The 16,514-nt window shown below is 36.3% G+C and carries 15 protein-coding genes and 1 pseudogene; 7 read left to right on the forward strand and 9 right to left on the reverse strand.

All coding sequences use genetic code 11. The features are described 5' to 3' along the window. The first annotated feature begins 41 nt into the window (after positions 1-41). Together der and hfq are read left to right on the forward strand one after the other, a co-directional pair. The gene (gene der / locus H3T75_RS03930; RefSeq protein WP_198211091.1) at positions 42-1,493 is read left to right on the forward strand and encodes a ribosome biogenesis GTPase Der; all 1,452 of its coding nucleotides are present in this window, start codon (positions 42-44) and stop codon (positions 1,491-1,493) included. Between the two features lie 85 nt (positions 1,494-1,578). Continuing rightward, entirely contained in the window at positions 1,579-1,827 is a 249-nt protein-coding gene (gene hfq, locus H3T75_RS03935; protein WP_025330801.1) for an RNA chaperone Hfq, read from the forward strand. Positions 1,828-1,878: 51 nt separating this feature from the next. Here the strand turns inward: hfq and H3T75_RS03940 are convergent, their stop codons facing one another. From H3T75_RS03940 to H3T75_RS03970, 7 genes are all read right to left on the reverse strand, one after another. Then, entirely contained in the window at positions 1,879-2,211 is a 333-nt protein-coding gene (locus H3T75_RS03940) for an SMR family transporter (RefSeq protein WP_084551132.1), read from the reverse strand. A 260-nt stretch (positions 2,212-2,471) separates the two neighbouring features. Beyond that, positions 2,472-3,149, reverse strand: a complete 678-nt coding sequence (locus H3T75_RS03945; RefSeq protein WP_025330799.1) for an epoxyqueuosine reductase QueH — start codon at positions 3,147-3,149, stop codon at positions 2,472-2,474. A gap of 129 nt (positions 3,150-3,278) precedes the next feature. Further along, positions 3,279-3,776, reverse strand: coding sequence for a thiol peroxidase (gene tpx / locus H3T75_RS03950; protein WP_198211092.1), 498 nt, complete (start codon positions 3,774-3,776; stop codon positions 3,279-3,281). A 290-nt stretch (positions 3,777-4,066) separates the two neighbouring features. Beyond that, on the reverse strand, positions 4,067-4,567 hold the full coding sequence (locus tag H3T75_RS03955; protein WP_198211269.1) for a dihydrofolate reductase: 501 nt from the start codon (positions 4,565-4,567) through the stop codon (positions 4,067-4,069). A gap of 5 nt (positions 4,568-4,572) precedes the next feature. Then, on the reverse strand, positions 4,573-5,367 hold the full coding sequence (locus H3T75_RS03960) for a thymidylate synthase (protein ID WP_198211093.1): 795 nt from the start codon (positions 5,365-5,367) through the stop codon (positions 4,573-4,575). 36 nt (positions 5,368-5,403) lie between these two features. Then, positions 5,404-6,477 (reverse strand): tRNA dihydrouridine(20/20a) synthase DusA, encoded by a 1,074-nt coding sequence (gene dusA, locus H3T75_RS03965; RefSeq protein WP_198211094.1) that lies wholly within the window; start codon positions 6,475-6,477, stop codon positions 5,404-5,406. 171 nt (positions 6,478-6,648) lie between these two features. Next, positions 6,649-9,015, reverse strand: coding sequence for a DUF2971 domain-containing protein (locus tag H3T75_RS03970; RefSeq protein WP_198211095.1), 2,367 nt, complete (start codon positions 9,013-9,015; stop codon positions 6,649-6,651). Positions 9,016-9,441: 426 nt separating this feature from the next. On the opposite strand from H3T75_RS03970, the gene H3T75_RS03975 reads away from it, so the two are divergent. Next, the gene (locus H3T75_RS03975; RefSeq protein WP_025330793.1) at positions 9,442-9,636 is read left to right on the forward strand and encodes a CsbD family protein; all 195 of its coding nucleotides are present in this window, start codon (positions 9,442-9,444) and stop codon (positions 9,634-9,636) included. A 150-nt stretch (positions 9,637-9,786) separates the two neighbouring features. Here the strand turns inward: H3T75_RS03975 and H3T75_RS03980 are convergent, their stop codons facing one another. Further along, complete coding sequence (locus H3T75_RS03980) at positions 9,787-10,968, reverse strand: MFS transporter (RefSeq protein WP_198211096.1); 1,182 nt, start codon at positions 10,966-10,968, stop codon at positions 9,787-9,789. Positions 10,969-11,210: 242 nt separating this feature from the next. On the opposite strand from H3T75_RS03980, the gene H3T75_RS03985 reads away from it, so the two are divergent. The 4 genes from H3T75_RS03985 to H3T75_RS04000 all read left to right on the forward strand — a co-directional run bounded on the left by H3T75_RS03985 (position 11,211) and on the right by H3T75_RS04000 (position 16,251). Next, positions 11,211-12,101, forward strand: coding sequence for a LysR family transcriptional regulator (locus tag H3T75_RS03985; protein WP_198211097.1), 891 nt, complete (start codon positions 11,211-11,213; stop codon positions 12,099-12,101). A 166-nt stretch (positions 12,102-12,267) separates the two neighbouring features. Beyond that, on the forward strand, positions 12,268-12,942 hold the full coding sequence (locus tag H3T75_RS03990; RefSeq protein WP_198211098.1) for a JAB domain-containing protein: 675 nt from the start codon (positions 12,268-12,270) through the stop codon (positions 12,940-12,942). A gap of 28 nt (positions 12,943-12,970) precedes the next feature. Further along, positions 12,971-13,777, forward strand: coding sequence for a hypothetical protein (locus tag H3T75_RS03995; RefSeq protein ID WP_198211099.1), 807 nt, complete (start codon positions 12,971-12,973; stop codon positions 13,775-13,777). Next, positions 13,774-16,251, forward strand: coding sequence for a DEAD/DEAH box helicase (locus H3T75_RS04000; protein ID WP_198211100.1), 2,478 nt, complete (start codon positions 13,774-13,776; stop codon positions 16,249-16,251). The genes H3T75_RS03995 and H3T75_RS04000 overlap by 4 nt, the downstream gene beginning before the upstream one ends. 111 nt (positions 16,252-16,362) lie before the next feature. Here H3T75_RS04000 and H3T75_RS11025 read toward each other — a convergent pair. Continuing rightward, positions 16,363-16,512, reverse strand: a pseudogene (locus tag H3T75_RS11025) (helix-turn-helix transcriptional regulator); the annotation flags it as partial. Positions 16,513-16,514: the final 2 nt, after the last annotated feature.

Genomic DNA, 16,514 nt, shown 5'->3' on the forward strand with positions numbered 1-16,514 from the left:
TTGCTGTTTTAAAGCAATAGAAATTATCTGAAAGAATGAATATGAAACCAACGATTGTTCTGGTTGGTCGCCCGAATGTAGGCAAATCAACATTATTTAACCGCCTGACTCGTACACGTGATGCACTGGTTGCCGATTTACCCGGCCTAACCCGCGACCGGCATTACGGGCATGGCAGAGTGGGAAGTAAACCTTATCTAGTTGTTGATACCGGTGGTTTTGAGCCGGTAGTAGATAGCGGTATCTTATATGAAATGGCTCGCCATACTCTGCAAGCCGTAGATGAGGCGGATGCAGTTATCTTTCTGGTAGACGGACGTACTGGTCTGACACCACAGGATCAGATTATCGCCAACCATTTGCGCCAGAGTTCCCAGCCTGTATATCTGGCAGTGAATAAAGGTGAGGGTGCTAACAGACCGATTCTGGCAGCAGAGTTTTATGAATTAAGTCTGGGAGAGCCTGTCGTTATCTCAGGAGCGCATGGCGACGGCGTGTACGGACTGATAGAAACTGTACTGGAAGACTTTCCCGAAGAAGAGGAACCGGTAAACAGTCATCATCCGGTTTTTGCAGTTATTGGTCGGCCGAATGTCGGCAAATCAACTTTGGTTAACGCAATCTTGGGTGAGGAGCGGGTTATTGCTTTTGACATGGCCGGTACCACACGTGACTCAATTCACATAGATTTCGAGCGTAACGACAAACCTTTTACCATTATCGATACTGCCGGAGTACGTCGTCGTGGCAAAGTAGATGACGCTATTGAGAAGTTTTCCGTTATTAAAGCAATGCAGGCTATCGAAGCGGCTAACGTAGCTGTACTGGTACTCGATGCACAACAGGATATAGCCGATCAGGATGCAACTATTGCCGGCTTTGCTTTGGAAGCTGGTCGTGCTTTAGTTGTTGCAGTAAATAAATGGGACGGAATAACCGAAGAGCGCAAGCAACAGGTTAAGCGTGATATAGCACGTAAACTGTATTTTCTTGATTTTGCTAAATTTCATTATATTTCGGCATTGAAAGAAAAAGGAATTGACGGGCTCTTCAGTTCAATTCAGGCAGCCTATGATGCTGCAATGATTAAACTGCCTACCCCGAAAATTACCCGCGTATTACAAAGTGCGCTGGAACGACAGCAACCTCCGCGCGCCGGCTTAATTCGCCCTAAAATGCGTTATGCCCATCAGGGCGGCATGAATCCGCCAGTTATAGTCATACATGGTAATGCCTTACAGCATATCAGTGATGCTTATACCCGATATCTGACACAAACATTTCGCAAAGCATTTCATTTACAGGGTACACCTTTACGTATTCAATATAATGTAAGCGAGAATCCATATCAGGAAAATGACAGCAAACCAGCGCAGCCATTGCGTCGTGTCAAACTAAGTAACCGGATTGCCAAGCGTGAACAGATAAAACAATCGAAAAAGCAGGTAAAGCGTAAAAATAAAGTCAGTTCAAAGAAAACAAATGCCCATTAATGTGATAGCATTGACACTGCTTTCTAAATCGCTGTACGCAGGTGCAGCTAAGCGATAACATAATCAAAAAAACAGGAGTAGCCAAATGAGCGCCAAAGGACAAATGTTACAAGATCCTTTCTTGAATGCACTGCGAAAAGAGTATGTGCCAGTTTCAATTTATCTGGTAAACGGTATTAAACTACAGGGTCAGGTGGAATCATTTGACCAGTATGTTGTACTTTTACGTAATACTTCAGTAACACAAATGGTATACAAACATGCGATTTCCACAATTGTGCCTGCACGTGCAGTAAGCTTGCAGCATGAACCGAAACCTGCATCAGCAGAATAATACAGTCATACTGCATTAGCAAAAAGCCGTGGATTTCCACGGTTTTTTTTGCTAATGAGTCATCGATTTGGAAAACAGATTAATCACAATAACACCCACCAGTATCAGACCGATGCCAATAATTGCCGGCATATCCAGCTTTTGTCCGAATTTGATCCAGGCTATGACTGACACACAAACAATGCCCACACCGGACCACACTGCATAAGCAATGCCTACAGGCATAGTTTTCAGAGTTTGTGCAAGCGAATAAAACGAAATAATATAGCCCAGAACAGAACAAATACTGGGCATCAGCCGGGTAAAACCATTACTCAGCTTAAGCATACTGGTTGCAAATATCTCAGCCAGTATAGCGATGGAAAGAAAAATCCATTGATTCATGTTTATCCTTCTCGTTACTGCATTATTTTCCTTGTGCAGCTATATTACGTATGGTTGGTATAAACTGAGTACAAATTTATCGAGTTTTACATAATGTTCAACCCAAAATTTTCAATAACAGCTTGAATGAAAATGAAGCCATTCCTGAAAATTTAACCTGAACACTTTCCCATATAAAAACGGATTCAAGTCTGAATCCGCTTTTAGATAGTAATACTGATGAAGTGACTCAGAATACAACCAATGATTAGCAAAAATACTTAAGCCTTTTCTTCAGTACCATAAAATTTCGTACCAATTTTAATGCTTTCTCTGCCATGCTCACGCCGCCAGGCATTGCTGTCACGTAAAGAATAAGCACAGCCACAGTATTCCTGCTGATAAAACTGCTCACGTTTACTAATCTCAATCATACGCTGACTACCGCCCCCTTTACGCCAGTTATAATCCCAGTAAACAAGATTAGGATATTTTTCTGCCGCACGTTTGCCGCAATCGTTTATTTGCTGCATATTTTTCCAGCGGGAAATCCCTAATGAGCTAGTAATAACCGAAAAACCGTTTTCATATGCGTACAATGCTGTGCGTTCAAAGCGCATATCAAAACACATAGTACAGCGAATGCCGCGTTCCGGTTCAAACTCCATCCCTTTAGCGCGTTCAAACCAGTTGTCCATATCATAATCAGCATCAATAAAAGGAATATTGAATTTTTCCGCAAATGCCTTGTTTTCATCCTTGCGGATTTCATATTCTTTTTTCGGGTGAATATTAGGATTATAGAAGTAAATCGTATAATCAATACCAGAGGCCAGCATTGCTTCCATAACCTCACCAGAGCAGGGCGCACAGCAAGAGTGAAGCAATACTTTATTTTCCCCGTTGGGAGGAGTTAATTTCGGGCGCTGTATATCGGTAGTCAGTTTTTGTGGGTTCATTGATGTGATTTCCTGTTATTCTAGTTAAATATCTTTATCAGTAGATTTTAACAAAGCTGCCAGCGCAACGACATAGCCCGAAAGAAAAAAAGCGTTCAGATATCTGAACGCTTGTATAAAAAAGCCATTTTAAAGAGCGGCTAATGCCTGCTCATAATCCGGTTCTGTCGTAATTTCAGCCACTAACTGACTGTATAAAACCAGATTATTTTCATCCAGCACAATAACCGCACGGGCACATAAGCCGGCTAAAGCACCGCTGTTCAGTTTAACCCCGTAGTTTTCCTTAAATTCAGGATGACGGAATGTTGACAGAGTTTTTACCTGATCCAACCCCTCTGCACCACAAAAGCGAGCCTGTGCAAATGGCAAATCGGCAGAAATACACAACACAACAGTATTAGAAAGATTGGCCGCAGCTGCATTAAAATGGCGTACAGATGCAGCACAAACACCCGTATCTACACTAGGGAAAATATTCAGTACTTTACGTTTACCGGCAAAATCGGTAAGCGATAATTCATTTAAACCGGCATCAGTCAGCGTAAAAGCTGGTGCTGTACTGCCTGTTTTTGGAAACTGACCACTGACTTCAACAGCGGTACCTTGCAGAGTTACTGTACTCATGACTGCATCCTTCTGATGTTTAATTTGATTAACAATGTGCAGACTTATTGTGGGGGATTGGCAGGGAACTGTCAAAGATTATCTATGCTGATTATATGCAGTAAATAGCAGACAAATATAGCGCCTGCATAAACGCAGAAAACCAACATTTTCCCGACAATTTAAAGAAAAAGTAAATCTTAGAAAATACTACTGAGAAAATTTACATCATCATCAATCAGCCAGTCTGCATTGCAGTCTCTGATTTCAGAGCAATCGGACTGAATACAAACGGGCTTGCGCAATAAAACTTACTCAACACCAGACTGGCGTACATAATGCTGTAAATCATAAGCAATATTATTTTTACTGCTTACATGACTGCTGCTTTCAGTTTGCTGCCAGATATCCGTGTCAATTGCCGGAAAAAAAGTATCTCCGGCAACATCAACATGAATTCTGGTTAACCGCAAATCGGTAGCCAGAGGCATCGCCTGAGTATAAATTTGTGCTCCGCCCATAATAATAATTTCAGGGCAACCGGCTAATTGCCTGAGCGCATCTTCAACACTGTTACACAAAATTGCTCCGCTGAATGTCTGCGCATCCTGCCGGCTGATAACATAATTGGCGCGGCCTGGAAGCGGTTTTCTGGGCAGCGACTCCCAGGTTTTACGTCCCATAACAACCGGCTTGCCCATAGTGTAACTTTTAAAAAATTCAAAGTCTTCGGGTACATGCCAGGGAATACGGTTATTTTCGCCAATACAGTTATTATCTGAAAGAGCGGCAATCAGTGTAATTTTATTCAGAGTATTCATACAGCTACTGGTGCTTTAATATGGGCATCCGGATGATAGTCAGTAAGCGTAAAATCTTCAAACTGAAAAGAAAACAGATCTTTTACTTCAGGATTCAGATGCATTTGCGGCAGTTTTTTCGGTGTGCGGCTTAATTGCAGTTTAGCCTGTTCAAAATGATTACTATATAAATGAGCATCACCCAGCGTATGAATAAATTCCCCCGGCTCTAAATCACATACCTGAGCAATCATCATCGTAAGCAGAGCATAGCTGGCAATATTAAAAGGCACACCCAGAAAAATATCAGCACTGCGCTGATAAAGCTGACAGGAAAGCTTGCCTTCAACCACATAGAACTGAAACAGGGCATGGCAGGGCGGTAAGGCCATCTCATCTACCAGTGCCGGATTCCATGCAGAAACAATCAGGCGGCGGCTGTCGGGATTGTGTTTAATCTGTTTCAGCAGATTACTGATCTGGTCGATATGGCGGCCATCCGGTGCCGGCCAGCTGCGCCACTGATAGCCGTATACCGGCCCCAGATTACCATCAGCATCTGCCCATTCATCCCAGATAGAAACATTATGTTCATGCAAATAGCCGATATTAGTATCGCCGCGCAGAAACCAGAGTAACTCATAAATAATTGAACGTAAATGCAGCTTTTTAGTAGTCAGCACAGGAAAGCCATCAGCCAGATTAAAACGCATCTGATAGCCAAAAACCGAGCGCGTACCCGTACCGGTACGGTCTGCTTTATCTGTGCCACGGTCTAAAACGTGTTGCATTAAGTCAAGATACTGTTGCATGCGGATTTATCCAAATAAAAACGACCTAATTGTAACTTAAATCAACTCAGACTGGTTTGCGGCACCTTCTTTTACCGCCTGCCATGCTTCCGCAATCAGGCTGGCATTGTTATTTTTTAATAACGAAGCATCAGACAGCATCCTCCGCCACTGGCGCGCACCGGGTAAACCATGCATCAGCCCCAGATAGTGCCGAGCCATATGGCGCAATGAAATAGCCGGATTAGCCAGCTGCCGGTGAGCGTAGTCAAGTAACTGATTAACCAGATCTTCATATTCAACAGCCGGCTGGTGACTGGCGTAAAATTCAGCATCCCAGCTGCGCATCAGCATCGGATTATGATAAGCCTCACGTCCGACCATTACCCCGTCAACATGCTGTAAATGCCGGTGAATTTGTGCATTATCAGTAACCCCGCCATTAAGAATAATTTCCAGATCAGGAAATTCTTGTTTCAGACGATAAACATAATCATAACGTAAAGGCGGTATATCACGGTTATCTTTCGGCGATAACCCATCCAGCCATGCATTGCGTGCATGAACAACAAAAATACGGCAGGCAGTTTTTTCACGTAGCGTACCGACAAAATCAGCCAGAGGCTGATACGCTGTTTCCTTATCCAGACCGATGCGATGCTTAATCGTTATCGGAATATTCACCGCTTCCTGCATAGCATTTAAGCATTGTACTACCAGTTCAACTTCACGCATCAGACATGCACCAAAAGCGCCTTGCTGTACCCGCGGGCTGGGGCAGCCGCAGTTAAGATTAATTTCATCATAATCATAACCGGAAGCAATTTTAGCAGCCTGTGCCAGAACTGCCGGCTCACTGCCGCCCAGCTGCAAAGCAACAGGTTGCTCCTGCGGATGATAGGCTAGTAATCTGTCACTGTTGCCATGGATGATTGCATTAGCATTAATCATCTCTGTATACAGCCACGCATTTCTGCTAATCAGTCTGGCCATATAGCGGTAATGCCTGTCTGTCCAGTCCAGCATCGGCGCTACGGATAAAGTTCTTTTCGGTTTAGCATTTTGCCGGAGCTGGTGTGCATCACTCCCGGCTGAATATTCTGCGGCAATTAACTGTTTATGTTCCTGCATAATCCGGCACTCATATAACACCGCCAAAGAAATACCGAACGGATATTTCCGGCCGGTATTTAGTCGGTTAAATTTATGATACAGGCAGATTATACATGGGATAACCAAACTAACAGTTTAGCAATAGCAGTAAAGCTGATATTTTAATTAATCCTGCTGTTTTAGCCTGAATCAGCGCAGCGGCATTTCAGATTTAATCAGCTTGATTTCTCTTTTACGCTGTTTCTTTTTAAAATGATTTTGCAGCCATATTTTATGCTGCATCTTGCATTGTGGACCCAGATAAATATTATCAATATATTCTTCTACATGCGTATATTCGACATACAAACTGTTAGCAGACTGGTAATCCTGCGGTTCAACAATATTATCATCTGCGATATGGGTAATATAAATCATCCGGCACTCATCTTCATCTTCAAAAGCAGCATGTTTTATCAGGCAGGAAATGGGTAAAACTGCCAGACTAAGTAGTTCATGCAGATTGGAGATTTTTTTTAACTCGGGATTATTCGAAAGTTCTTCAATCAAATTTCGTATGTCTTTTAATTTAGCACGAATTTTACTAATTTTATCAGATTCATTTAATGAATTAATATATTCATCCCATTCACTATCAATAACTCTTGCTGTTTTTTCATTTTTGTTTTCCAGATAAAAGGATTGTTTATTGCGTTTGGCTAACGCTAAATATCCTGTTTCTGGATCAAAATACAGGCAACGGTATAAAGGCAAAGGATGAAGAGTATTTGCACTTTTAATCTCGATTTGCTCAGTTTCAAATTTTACTTGTTTATTTTCGAACGATTTGATAGATTTTATACTGTGTAATGAGATTATTTTGTTATTGATACTTCGTTCTGTATCCAGACCAAAAAAATTTTTATTAAAAGCAATACTGACACCGGAACCAGTGATGTTATCTTCATTACCGTATAAACGAAATTGATTTAGACAGTTATGATTAAATGAAAAACTGGCTAAAAAGCTTTTAATTTCATTATCCGGATGATTGCTGATATTCAGCCAACTGGTTAATACCTGATTTTCACTGGGATCATTCATAAAATCTACAATATTAAGCCGGAATTTACTGGGATTTTTTCCTTTCAGCAGACTAAATAATACAGCTGGCTTGGTATAATGAGCGACCCGTCGTTCTTGTTCATTATTATCAAATAAATTAAAAACTAATAAATTATATTTTATATCATTGGTCAAATTACATATATTTTTAATTTTAGCAAAGATTGTTTCATTAAGCTTTGCAAATTTCATCTTATTTGAAATAAGACTGGAATTATTTTGTTTTAATTTTAAAATAAATTGAGCACAAATATAATAATATGGATAACAATTAGAATAAGTAGCTGTTTTGGCAGCTTCAAAAAAGCATTTTTTAGCTTCAGGGAAATTTTTAAAAGTTTTACTAATATATATTTTGCCTAATTCGAACTTAGCTTGAACATACGCATTAAGAAAATCTTTTTTAGAAACATTGTGATAACAGGATTTAGCTTTTTTGTAATTGTGTTTTCTGTCATAACAACAGCCTAAATTAAACTGAGCACAAGCATAAGCTTTAGGATTGTCTTCTTGTGCGATGTTTAAAAAATATTTTTCAGCCTTATCAAAATTTTGTGTAATATCAAAATATATATTTCCTAGTCTTAATTGAGCTCTAGCATAAGCTTCAGGACTGTCATCTTTAGTGATATTTAAAAAAAATTTTTCGGCCTTATCAAAATCGTGTTTTATATTAAGATATACATTTCCTAAATTAAACTGGGCTTGAATATAGATCTCAGGATTGTCTTCTTTAGTGATATTTAAAAGAAAGGATTCAACCTTATCATAATCGTGTTTTATATTAAAATATATATCTCCTAATTTAAACTGAGCTAAAGCATAAACTTCTGGATTATCTTCCTTATTGATATTTAAAAGAACGGCTTCAGCCTTATCAAAATCATGTTTTATATTAAGATATAGATTTCCTAAATTAAACTGAGCTTTAGCATAAAGTTCAGGATTATTTTCCTTATTGATATTTAAAAGAACGGCTTCAGCCTTATCATAATCGTGTTTTATATTATGATATATATCTCCTAAAATGGATTGAGCTATAGCAAAACATTCAGGATTATCTTCCTTACTGATATTTAAAAGAACGGCTTCAGCCTTATCATAATCGTGTTTTATATTATTATATATACTTCCTAAACTTAATTGAGCCTCAGCATAAATTTTAAGATAGTCTTCTCTATTGATATTTGAATAAAAAGCTATAGCCTTATCATAATCGTGTTTTATATTATGATATATTTTTCCTAAATTTAATTGAGCTAGAGCATACAATTGAGGATTGTCTTCTCTATTGATATTTAAAAAAAATGTTTCAGCCTTAGCGTAATCGTTTATAGTATAAAGATAAGCGCATCCTAAATTAAACTGAGATTGAGCATATATTTCATTACCATCTTCACGGGTTATTTTATTTAATTCTTCGATTCGCTGATCAATATCTTTTTCTTCCATTACTATTCCTGTTTATTTATGGCTAAGCAATTAATTTGTATGCTGTTCGTAACATTATCTGATAGTAATCAAATAAAATAAAATTTTAACTTTGTCGAAAAAGAAACAAATTTATTAATTTACAACTTAACTAATAATAACAAAAATTAAACTTAATATCATAAAAAAACAAAACTATTTACAGATGTATTTAACCAGATAGATTTTTATTAATAGATAAAGAAAATTGTAAATAAATTGATATTGAGTTAATGAACTGCAAGATTAACCAATTAATTATTTTTATATGTAATTAGCTGCAAATATTGGTGTTTTCCATTGCTTACCGCTAATTGTCTCTCTAAGATAAATTATTGAAGGATAAGAATTTACTTGTGTTTAATTGAATACTGTTGCATGCAGTAGACATACAGAATGGAGATGGTTATGAGCGATAATGGATTTGTAGATAAAGCCAAAGGCGAAGTAAAACAGAATGTGGGTAAAGTAGTGGGTGATACTAAAACACAGTCTGAAGGAATGGTAGATAAGGCCGTTGGCGGCGTGAAAGAAGCTGTGCATGATGTGGCTAATGCCATAGATGGTGCAGTAGATTCAATCAAGAAAAAATTTCAGGATTAATTCTGAAATATGTGAATAAGGCCGCTTATTTCAGCGGTCTTTGATTTGAGTTTATATTTCTTTTAAATCAGACAAATTAGCTACAGCTTAAATTTTTCTGAGTTGGCGGTATTAGATATAAAAATATATAAGTGAAATATATTGGTTTTACTATACCGGCTTATGCATCGTTTTACTGATTAGTAACTGCAACAGGCTGAATAAAGTGATCAAAGAGGCAATTAAATAAAGCATTTTCATATTGCGGAAATCAATAATTCCTGCTCCGATAATCGCCCCAATCCCTACGGCTCCATTAAAAATAGCTGCATAAATAGCAGAGGCGGGTAAAGCGTTATCGTTTCCAGCCAGCCGGATTACCCATGCCTGAATACCAACAAATAATATGGCTACACCTAAACCCCACGCAAACACCAATACCATCAGCATGATTGGATTATGTGACAAGACTGCACTCAGTAGAATCAGACTGCCACAAATCAGCACTAAGCCTGCACCAAGTATACTTTTCAGATATCTGTCTATAAACAGACCACATAACAGATTACCAGCTACACCGGCTATACCGAATACAAACAGACAAACAGCAATCCAGTTGGCAGAAATAGCCATTTCTTCGGCCATAAATACTTCAATATAGGTAAAAGCGGCAAAATGGGCGATGATGGCAGCAGTAGCAATCAGATAAACTTGGCGTAACTGCTTAATCTGAAGAATTGCTGAAAATTGTTTTCGCCCCATTCGGGAAGTACCGGATACAGCCGGCAGGGTAAAAGCAAGAATAATTGCGGTAATTATGGCTAATACGCTCAGCAATAAAAAAGATAAACGCCAGCCAATAGTGCTGCTAATCCAGTTAATAAAGGGAACACCAAGTATACTGGCTATCGAAACACCGCTGAATATAATTGCTGTGGCTCTGCCGGTATATTTGTCTGATACCAGTTGCGCCCCCATAGTGCCCGCCATCGCCCAGAATGCACCATGCGCAACTGCACCGGCCAGACGAGCGATTAAAAGTACAGAAAAATGCTCACTAATAGCCGCAATACCATTCGATGCAGCCATCAGCAACATTAATACAATCACTACTGGTTTACGAGGCAGATGGCTGAATGTAGTAACTGAAACAAGGGCAGCAACAGCCCCCAGCCATGCATACAAAGTCACAACCAAACCGGTAGTGCTGCTGTTTTGTCCCAAAGATGAGGCTATAGCGGATAACATACCAATCGGTGCCAGCTCGGTACTCACCACAATAAATGACGCTATTGCAAGCATGCAAACAGCCATCCAGTTACGCCATTGTGTCTTATTTTCTGAATTATTCACTAAATCATTTCCTCTTTTGTAATCAATTTTTCAAACAGATAGAATTTGACCCGATATACGAACCTAAAAGGTCGGCAATTGTTCACAGCCGGCTGAAAACAGATTGTATTGAGTTGTTATAAATCTGCTTTTAAACACAGTTATCAGCTTGGTGAAAGCAGCGTTAATTCAGTATACTTTGCGAAAATAGACTGATATATAGCTAAATCTGGTAACTGGTTTTCCAGAATCGGAAATCAAATATGAACAAAAAACTATGCTGGGATGATACTAAAGTATTTCTGGCAATCGTACGTGAAGGCACATTGAGTGGTGCTGCAAAGATATTAAAACTTGGCATTGCTACAACTTACCGCCGTCTGGAACGTATGGAAGAAGTACTGGGATATCGGTTATTTATCCGCGATCAGCAAGGTTATAAGCTGACAGATGAAGGCAGAATACTGGTTTCGCAGGCAGAAATACTGGAACAGGCCGGACACGCGTTTGATGCCATGGCTACCGGAGTCAATGCCGGAGTTAGCGGGCACGTGCGTTTGGCTACGGCTCAGGGGCTGGCTGATCATCTTATTATTCCGGCTTTACCCAAGCTGTATTCAGCACATCCTGATTTAACCTTGGAACTGGTTACCGGAGTATCAACTATCAATCTGCAAAGAAGAGACGCTGATATGGCCTTGCGTCTGGTTCGCCCGGAGCAGGGTAAAGTAACCATCCGCCGATTAGGCGAGCTTGGTTTTGGTTTGTATGCCTCTGAAAGCTATTTACAGCGCAAACCGCTAAACAAAGAAGAAACAATGTTAAAAAACGCTGATTTTATCGGCTGGCCGGAAACACACCAGAACTTGCCGGCAGCAAAGTGGATAGAAAAAAACAGCCGTGGCAAAACCTGTTGTCTGACAGCCGGCAGCATGTCTGCACATATCAGTGCAGTTGAAGCAGGTATCGGAATGGGTGTCTTACCGAATTTTATTGCTTTAACCAAAAATCTGAATTGTGTTCGCAACGATATTGGCTGCAATCAACCCATTTGGCTAGTCATCCACTCCGACCTTACTAACTCAGGAAGAATAAGAGTGGTAGCTGATTTTCTGAGTAATTTAGTGCAAGAAAATAAAACTCGGCTTGGTTGAGCGGCCTATCCAGACAACAGATTTATTTCTTCACAACTCATTAAATTAATCAATTAATATGCAAAAATACAAACAATATATCATTGGTTTAGCAAATGCTGTTTACTTATAATAATGAGTAAACTATGTTATATTTTAGGTTAATGCTCTTAACTATAAACGATGTATGGATATTAAACTTGGCAAAAACGATAAGCGTTATATAGAAGGTTCAGATGATGTATTCAGCATCATGCAACGCGTACTTCTTCGTGAAAATAAGATAGACAAAGAAAAAGAGCATTTCTGGATTATCGGCATGAACGAAGCAGGATATATCCTCTATATCGAATTAATTGCTTTAGGTTCAGTAAAGGCTGTGAATATAGAGCCCATGAATGTATATCGTGTTGCGGTTATGAAAAATGCGACACGTGTTATTGCTATTCACAATCATCCGACTGGACGCTTAGCTCCTTCCAAGGCAGATTTAGATATCACTGATCGTCTTATCCAGGTAGGCCGTATTCTTAATATTGCACTCGTTGATCATCTTATCATCAGCACAGAAGCCTATGAAAGTTTCAGAAGCATGGGCATTATGGATGATTTAGAGAAAAGTCTTACCTATGTCCCGACTTATCAGGTGATTGAGCAGATTAGGAAGGAAGAGAAGAAGATTGCTAAGGATAGCATGAAAGCTACTAAAGATATGCTTAAAGCTGAACGAGCACAAAAGGAAGCTTTAATTCATGCTTTATTAGAAAAAAATGTTTCAGTTGAGACCATTGCAAATATTATGAATATAAGTAAAAGTCAGGTAGAAAAAATTATAAGAAAATTTAAATTAATTGATAAATAATACAAAATTTTAGAAAGGAGTCTTTAAAGTGTGCAAGCAAATAGATGGCATTAATTTTATTCATAAAGATAATTATGCTGCATGCTATATATATAATTTTTCTGATGAATTTAAGGAAATAATTAGACTACATTTAACTACTGTTTGTTATGGTGCAGCAAAAGCTAATAATTTATCTAGAGCTTATAACTATAAAACAACACTAAAAAATTTTATGGATCGTTTTAATAGTAAATCTATTGAAACTAAAAAAGGTATGATAGGGGAGCTTTTAGTACACATACTTATATTGGAATTATTTCCAAAATTCCAAACAATTTCTCCTTATTTTAATATGGAAGAAAAAAGTATTAGAAAAGGATTTGATGTTTTATTGTATGAGAACAATTTAAAAGAAGTTTGGATTACAGAAGTAAAAGCAGGGGAGCTACATCAAAGTAAATGTTGTAATGAAACGACAAAAGCTTTATTAAGCGCAGCTTTTTATGATTTAAAAAAACGATTAAATGAGCAAGAGCAGACATTTTGGGATAATGCAATAAATTCTGCAAAAATAGCTATTGAGGATAATAAAGACTATAAAAAGGTCATAGAAGAGATATTGGAAGAAGAAATTGTATTAATATCTAAAAACGAATCTAATAGTAAAGATAATAATGTAATTTTAGTATCAGTTTTATTTGAAAATGTAAAAAACCCTATTGATCAATCAATTCCAAAAGAATTTTCAGAAAATCAAGAAAGACAAAATGAATTTAAAAAATTAATTGTATTATCAATTCAAAAAAATACTTATAAAAAAGTTGTAGATTTTTTTACAGGTGAATCAAAATGAAGACACCAGCAAAACAGCTTACGATTAATCGATTAAAACACACCTCTTTTTCAGATCTATACAAAAAACTATTATTAGAAAAAAGCATCACAGATGAAGAAAAAGTGAAGCTACTTTCAATCGCGATTGTACTTATTAACCATGAAGATGAAAATCTTCAAAGATTAGGATATAGAATAGCCTTATTATATAGCATAGAGACTAAAGACTATAAACCAATCTATGAGTTAGCATTAAATAATGGTTTAATGCCTGTAGCAAATTTAATTAATGAATTAAATAATTATGAGAATTCATTTTTTAATACATTTATTCAGAGTCATATAGATACTTTCAAAAACAATAATATTGTATTTACTGAACAACAATTTTTATTGAATAATTTCTTCAAGGAAAAAGAAAAAAATTCTCTTGCTATTATAGCACCTACATCTTATGGAAAATCAGAATTAATATTAAAATCACTAAAACAAAATAATAATAGGAAAATATGTATTATTGTTCCTACTAAAGCACTATTAGCCCAAACTAGGAAAAGAATCCTTAACGAGAATATAACTTGGATTAAAAAAATTGTTATCCATCATGAAATGTATAATGTTAATGATGAAAGTTCTGCTGTTTTTGTGTTAACTCAAGAGAGATTATATAGGTTATTAAATTCTAACCCAGAGTTTTCATTTGATATTGTATTTATTGATGAGGCTCATAATTTATTAGATGACGATCCAAGAAGCAGATTATTAGCTTCAGCTATTTGTATATTAGAGCATCGTAATATAAATGTTGCCTTTAAGTTTTTAACTCCCTTTTTAGTCAATGTTAATAACTTAAAATTACGTTATACTCAATATAAAGCTGAATATTTTAAAATTGATGAGTATGTAAAATCAGAATGTTTATATTTAATTGATTTTAGAGAAAGAAAAGAATGTAGTTTTTTTTATGATCAATTTTTAAATCAATTTTTTAATTACCCTTCAGAATATAAAAATCATGTTGATTTGATTACTCAGGCTTCTACTTCTAAAAATATAATATATGTAAATTCACCTAAAAAATTACAAGAATTTGCTGTTGATTTTGCTAAAACCTTACCTGTAATTAATTGCCCTATTCTACAGGAAGCATGTAAAGAGTTAGCAAAAAATATTAATGGACAATATCTATTAATAGATTGTCTAGAAAAAGGGGTTGTATACCATCATGGCTCTGTTCCGGATACGATTAGATTATATATAGAGAATCTTTTTAATTATTCGGAAAATTTAAAATACTTAGTTTCTAGTTCTACTTTACTTGAGGGTGTTAATTTACCAATAGATACATTGTTTTTATTAAGTAATCAGAAGGGAAAACACCAACTATCACCATCACAATTCAAAAATTTAATTGGGCGAGTGAATAGATTTAGTGAGGTTTTCGGTACAATTTCTGACGAATCGATCAAGAAATTGGCACCTAAAATTTATGTTGTTGGCTCTGAAGGATTTGTTAGATCTAATGCTAATCTAGAGAACTTTGTAGAAAATGTAATGAGTGTCCAAAAAACTCAAAAAGATGATGTAAAAAATGAGCTATTACTTAATACTAAAATAACCGATATGAATAAATTTCAATTTAAAAAAACAATTTCTCAACTTGAAAATGTAGAAAATGGCATTATCGACAACTATAAAGAAAAATATGCAACAACTAAAATTGGATATTTATTATTTTCTCATGATGTACAAGAAATAGATATTTTTGATAAAGAATCAATCATACAAGATAAATTAGATAAATTTACTACTGACTTTAGCCAACCTATTAAAGACTCTAATACTTTATTAAAAGTAATTGTAGACTGCTTTATATCTGAAAGCATTTTTTTTGAGGAGATAGAAAAAAATGAAAAGAAAGGATTATTATCTCGGCTAAAAAAAACAGCTGCTCAAACTTTCTATGCAATGCTTATTGATTGGAAAATAGAAAGATTATCCATGAATGAAATGGTACAAAGAATGCTATATTATTGGAATAATTTGCCTGTAGAGAATACCATTGTTTATGTAGGAAAATGGGGCGATATGGCACTAAATGACATGCCTGAACATATACAAAATTATACAGATATTAAAATTAAAACAGAAAAAGAAAAAATTAATTTAGCTATATTAAGAATAAAGGAAGAAGAGGATTTTTTAGATAATAATATATTTAAGTTTGTCGACATATTATATGAATTTGGTTTAATTGATGATAATTTCTTTAAAAAAATAAAATATGGCACTGATGATCCAATAAGGATTGAATTAATAAAAAATGGATTTAGTTTATCTTTATCAGATCTAATGTTATCAGAAAATTATTTTGAATATTTAGTTATAGAAGATAATAATAATATATATATCAAAAAAACAGTAATAGATAAAATGCAAATAAATAATGAAGGATCATTTATTATTTTTGAGGCAGGACTTCATACCAAATAGATGTATACTATAATAATAAACATAGCAAATAATAGTTATAAATATTTCAAGAAGTAGTACTACAAACTGTAGCACTACTTTTTTACAATCTAAATCTAACTAATTAATTAGCTATTTACAGTCTACCTCCATTTTAGCCAAATGTTCATCAATCCAGGCATCAATATCACTATCTAACCAGGCAACGGCTCGTTGACCTATCTTGAACTGCTTAGGGAAGGTATTTTGCTTGATATGTAAATAGATAGTGGCTCTCTTTAAGC

The organism is Snodgrassella sp. W8135 (assembly GCF_016101225.1).
GTDB classification, from domain to species: Bacteria; Pseudomonadota; Gammaproteobacteria; order Burkholderiales; family Neisseriaceae; genus Snodgrassella; species Snodgrassella alvi.

Excerpts from the sequence above, each read along its gene's own strand:
- H3T75_RS04000 (WP_198211100.1), top strand. The coding sequence starts at position 13,774 with ATGAAGACACCAGCAAAACAGCTTACGATTAATCGATTAAAACACACC.
- dusA (WP_198211094.1), bottom strand. The coding sequence starts at position 6,477 with ATGCAGGAACATAAACAGTTAATTGCCGCAGAATATTCAGCCGGGAGT.
- tpx (WP_198211092.1), bottom strand. The coding sequence starts at position 3,776 with ATGAGTACAGTAACTCTGCAAGGTACCGCTGTTGAAGTCAGTGGTCAG.
- H3T75_RS03990 (WP_198211098.1), top strand. The coding sequence starts at position 12,268 with ATGGATATTAAACTTGGCAAAAACGATAAGCGTTATATAGAAGGTTCA.
- H3T75_RS03975 (WP_025330793.1), top strand. The coding sequence starts at position 9,442 with ATGAGCGATAATGGATTTGTAGATAAAGCCAAAGGCGAAGTAAAACAG.
- der (WP_198211091.1), top strand. The coding sequence starts at position 42 with ATGAAACCAACGATTGTTCTGGTTGGTCGCCCGAATGTAGGCAAATCA.
- H3T75_RS03945 (WP_025330799.1), bottom strand. The coding sequence starts at position 3,149 with ATGAACCCACAAAAACTGACTACCGATATACAGCGCCCGAAATTAACT.
- H3T75_RS03940 (WP_084551132.1), bottom strand. The coding sequence starts at position 2,211 with ATGAATCAATGGATTTTTCTTTCCATCGCTATACTGGCTGAGATATTT.
- H3T75_RS03985 (WP_198211097.1), top strand. The coding sequence starts at position 11,211 with ATGAACAAAAAACTATGCTGGGATGATACTAAAGTATTTCTGGCAATC.
- hfq (WP_025330801.1), top strand. The coding sequence starts at position 1,579 with ATGAGCGCCAAAGGACAAATGTTACAAGATCCTTTCTTGAATGCACTG.
- H3T75_RS03960 (WP_198211093.1), bottom strand. The coding sequence starts at position 5,367 with ATGCAACAGTATCTTGACTTAATGCAACACGTTTTAGACCGTGGCACA.
- H3T75_RS03970 (WP_198211095.1), bottom strand. The coding sequence starts at position 9,015 with ATGGAAGAAAAAGATATTGATCAGCGAATCGAAGAATTAAATAAAATA.